Raw genomic sequence first — 3,885 nt, forward strand, 5'->3', positions numbered from 1 at the left:
ATGGACGCCCATGCCCGCATTCCCCTCGACGATGATGCTTAAGGATTACGGTCATGCCGACGAAAATCGAAAAGGATGCCGTTACCGGCACCGATACGACCGGCCACGAGTGGGACGGGATTAAGGAACTCAATACGCCGCTGCCGAAATGGTGGCTCTATACGATGTATGTCACCATCGTCTGGGCCTTCATTCATATGGCGCTCTACCCGTCGGTGCCGCTGGGAACGACCTATTTCAAGGGGTTGATCGGCTTTTCCGAACGTGAAGAACTGGAAACGAAGCTGAAGGCTGCCGCCGAGCAGCGCGCACCGATGCTGGCCAAACTGGCGGCAACCCCGATTGAGGAGGTTCAACAGAACCCCGATCTCGCCACCTTCGCCCTCACCGGCGGGCGGGCGGTGTTTGCCGATAATTGTGCCCCCTGCCACGGCGCAGGCGGTTCGGGCCGTCCCGGTGGCTTCCCGGTTCTGGCCGACGATGATTGGCTGTGGGGCGGCACCCGCGAGGCTGTTCAGCAGACCATTCAGCACGGGATCCGCAATGGCGGGGCCGAGGCGCGCGATTCGGCGATGCCGCGCTATGGGGCCGATGGATTGCTGACCCCAGCGCAAATCGGCGATGTCGCCGATTATGTGATCGCGCTTGCCAGCCCGGCGGGCACGGCGCTGTCGGCCAGTGCGAAGCGCGGGTCGGAAATCTTCGGCGAACAATGCGTGGCCTGCCACGGCGCGAAGGGGGAAGGGGTGAAGGACTTCGGCGCACCCCGCCTCAATGATGCCATTTGGCTCTATGGCGGCGATCGGGCGGCGCTGGTCCAGCAGATTTCCGCGCCCCGTCAAGGCGTTATGCCCGCGTGGTCGGGGCGTCTGAGCGAAGCGCAAATCAAAATGCTGACCCTCTACGTGCATTCGCTCGGCGGTGGTCAATAACCCTCGGCCTTGCGTAGAATAGCTTAAGCTTACCGACAGCCCCATCGTTTGCCTGCACGTCAGGCGCGATGGGGGTGGAGTTTTGAAAATGGCCGATTCGCCGGCAGGAAAAACCTCGCATCCCGATCCGCTTCTCTCCGCCAAGCAGCAGCGCGAAAGCCTGAAGTCGGCGGGGGACTCGCTCTACGCCAACCGGGTTAAAGTCTATCCGAAGGCGGTAAAGGGACCGGCGCGACGGGTGAAATGGGCGATTTTGGCGTTCTGCCTCTTCGTCTATTACACGGTGCCGTGGTTGCGGTGGGATCGGGGGCCGGGCCAACCCGATCAAGCGGTGCTGCTCGATCTTGATGGGCAGCGCGGCTATATCTTCGGGCTCGAAATCTGGCCGCAGGAAATTTATTACCTCACGGGCGTTTTGATTCTGGCGGCGGTGGCGCTGTTTCTCGTCACCAGCCTGTTCGGGCGGCTGTGGTGCGGCTATTCCTGCCCGCAGACGGTTTGGACCGATCTGTTCATGGCAATTGAGCGGGCCATTGAGGGCGACCGCAACGCCCGCATGCGCCTCGATCAAGCGCCGATGAGCGCGGCAAAACTCGGTAAGAAGCTGCTAAAACACGCCGTTTGGCTGGTGATTGCGCTCGCCACCGGCGGCGCTTGGATCATGTATTACCAGGACGCGCCGACGCTAACGGTGGCGCTTATTACCGGCCAGGCGGGGTCTAGCACTTATTTCTTCGTTGGTCTTTTCACCGCGACGACCTATGTGCTGGCCGGTTGGGCGCGGGAGCAGGTGTGTACCTATATGTGCCCCTGGCCGCGCTTTCAGGCGGCGATGCTCGATGAGCAAACCTTGACCGTCACGTATCAGAAGTGGCGGGGCGAGCCGCGCGGCAAGCATAAGGCGGGCGACCCCTGGGACGGGCGCGGCGATTGCATCGACTGCAAGCAGTGCGTGGCCGTCTGCCCAACCGGGATCGATATTCGCGACGGCATTCAGCTTGAGTGCATCAACTGCGGCCTCTGCGTCGACGCCTGCAATGAGGTGATGGATAAGGTCGGGCGTCCGCGCAATCTTATCACCTGGGATACGCTGGCCAATCAGGAGGCGAAAACCAAGGGCGGCGCGGGGCATTACAAACTCTTCCGTGCCCGTACTTTCATTTACATCGGCGCGCTCCTGCTCTTATCCGCCGTAATGGCCGTTGGGCTGTTCTCGCGCGCCAAGACCGAGTTGACCGTGTTGCGCGACCGTGCCCCGCTTTATGTCGGGCTTTCGGATGGGTCGATCCGCAATGCCTATACGCTGAAGATCATCAATAAGCAGCGCGCGGTGCAATCCTTCCGGCTCAGCTTCACGGGGCTCGACGGTGCGCAGCTTTCGGCACGCAGCCAGGACGATCAGGACGTGCCGGTGGCGGCTTTGCGCCTTGCCCCCGATAGTGTCGGCACGTTCCGGCTGTTCGTGAAAGTACCGAAAGCGCAGCTTAAGGCCGAACGGGTTGCCGTGACGCTGACTGTGGAAAATTCTGAAACCGGCGAACGCGCGGGGGCTGATAGTCTGTTTATCGGTCCGTCCGTCCCGTAAGGAGCCCGCTATGACCGCTCTTCACTCCCTCTCGCCCGCCGAAGCGTCCCGGCGCTACCGCTGGATTCCCTGGTGTTTCCTCGCGGGTTTTGGCGTGGTGCTCATCGCCAATGGCACTTTGCTCTATTTTGCCACGCGCCAGCCGGTCGGTCTGGTGATCGAGAAGCCTTACGAGAATGGCATTGCCTATAATAAGATTCTCGCCGCCGGGCGCGCGCAGGCCAAATTAGGCTGGGCGGCGAGATTGTCGCGTCGGACTTTAACGCTGGCGAGGGGCGTGCGCGCGTGCAGGTGCGCGTGACCGACGCAAGGGGCCGCTCGATGCCGCCGTGGTGCAACTGACGCTCACGCGCCCGCTGGAGGGTGATCGCCTGCCGACCGTGAGCCTGCCGGTCGAAGCGGGCCGGGCACAGGCGGTGTTAAGCGGCTTACGGCCAGGGCAATGGGCCGCTCGCATGGTCATTCAGCAGGGCGAGGCTCAAGCGGTGATTGAGCAGCGGATCATCCTAAAATGACCGCCCTACGGGCACCAGCGGCGTTCGAGACGACCGAGTCGTCCTGTGCCCATTGCGGCGCTTCCTTGCAGGCCAGTGCCGAGCCGGGGGAGCGTTTCTGCTGCCACGGCTGTGCGGGGGCCTATGCGTTGATCCACGATCTTGGGCTCGATCAATATTACGCCCGCCGCTGCCTCGATCCCGACGCGCGCGCGCCGCGCCCGGAAGAGGAAGGCGCGGAAATGTCGGCCTTCGTGCGGGCGGGCGACAGTGGCACGGCCAGCCTGACGGTGATGGTCGATGGGCTGCAATGCGCCGCCTGCGTCTGGCTGATCGAATCGGTGCTAGCGAAACTGCCAGGCATGCGCGAAGGCCGGGTGAATATGACGACGCGCCGTCTGCGCCTCACCTGGGAGGGCGGGGTTGACGATTGGCGCCGCCCGGTCGAGGCCATCGAGCGCCTCGCTATCGCCTGAYTCCCTTCGATTCGCAGAGCCTGAAGAATGCGCGCGACCAGACCGGCAAAGCGCTGTTGCGGGCGCTGGCGGTGGCGGGGTTTGCGGCGGGGAATATCATGCTGCTGTCCATTGGCATTTGGGCCGGGGAAGTGCAGGGCATGGGCCACGCGACGCGCGATTTGTTGCACTGGGTTTCGGCCCTGATTGCGCTTCCCGCCGTTGCTTACGCCGGGCAGCCGTTTTTCCGCTCGGCTTGGTCGGCTTTGCGCAATGGCCATACCAATATGGACGTGCCGATTTCCATCGGCGTGACGCTCGCCACGGGCATGAGCCTCTATCAAACCGCGAACGGCGGCGAGCATGCGTTTTTCGACGGCGCGACGATGCTGCTGTTCTTCCTGCTCATCGGGCGGCCT

General features: G+C 63.0%; 5 protein-coding genes and 1 pseudogene. All 6 read left to right on the forward strand.

Annotation, left to right across the window (positions count from 1 at the left end):
• Window positions 1–53 precede the first annotated feature (53 nt).
• On the forward strand, window positions 54–932 hold the full coding sequence (gene ccoP / locus VZ95_RS04390) for a cytochrome-c oxidase, cbb3-type subunit III (RefSeq protein WP_045774796.1): 879 nt from the start codon (window positions 54–56) through the stop codon (window positions 930–932).
• Window positions 933–1,020: 88 nt separating this feature from the next.
• On the forward strand, window positions 1,021–2,517 hold the full coding sequence (gene ccoG, locus VZ95_RS04395; protein WP_052711473.1) for a cytochrome c oxidase accessory protein CcoG: 1,497 nt from the start codon (window positions 1,021–1,023) through the stop codon (window positions 2,515–2,517).
• A 10-nt stretch (window positions 2,518–2,527) separates the two neighbouring features.
• Window positions 2,528–2,818 (forward strand): FixH family protein, encoded by a 291-nt coding sequence (locus VZ95_RS04400; RefSeq protein WP_052711474.1) that lies wholly within the window; start codon window positions 2,528–2,530, stop codon window positions 2,816–2,818.
• A gap of 28 nt (window positions 2,819–2,846) precedes the next feature.
• Complete coding sequence (locus tag VZ95_RS04405; protein WP_045774797.1) at window positions 2,847–3,032, forward strand: hypothetical protein; 186 nt, start codon at window positions 2,847–2,849, stop codon at window positions 3,030–3,032.
• Window positions 3,029–3,487 (forward strand): heavy metal translocating P-type ATPase metal-binding domain-containing protein, encoded by a 459-nt coding sequence (locus VZ95_RS26650; RefSeq protein WP_045774798.1) that lies wholly within the window; start codon window positions 3,029–3,031, stop codon window positions 3,485–3,487. Before VZ95_RS04405 ends, VZ95_RS26650 begins: the two co-directional genes overlap by 4 nt.
• Window positions 3,488–3,543: 56 nt before the next feature.
• Window positions 3,544–3,885, forward strand: a pseudogene (locus VZ95_RS26655) (heavy metal translocating P-type ATPase); the annotation flags it as partial.

The organism is Elstera litoralis, from assembly GCF_000963705.1.
Taxonomy (GTDB): Bacteria; Pseudomonadota; Alphaproteobacteria; order Elsterales; family Elsteraceae; genus Elstera; species Elstera litoralis.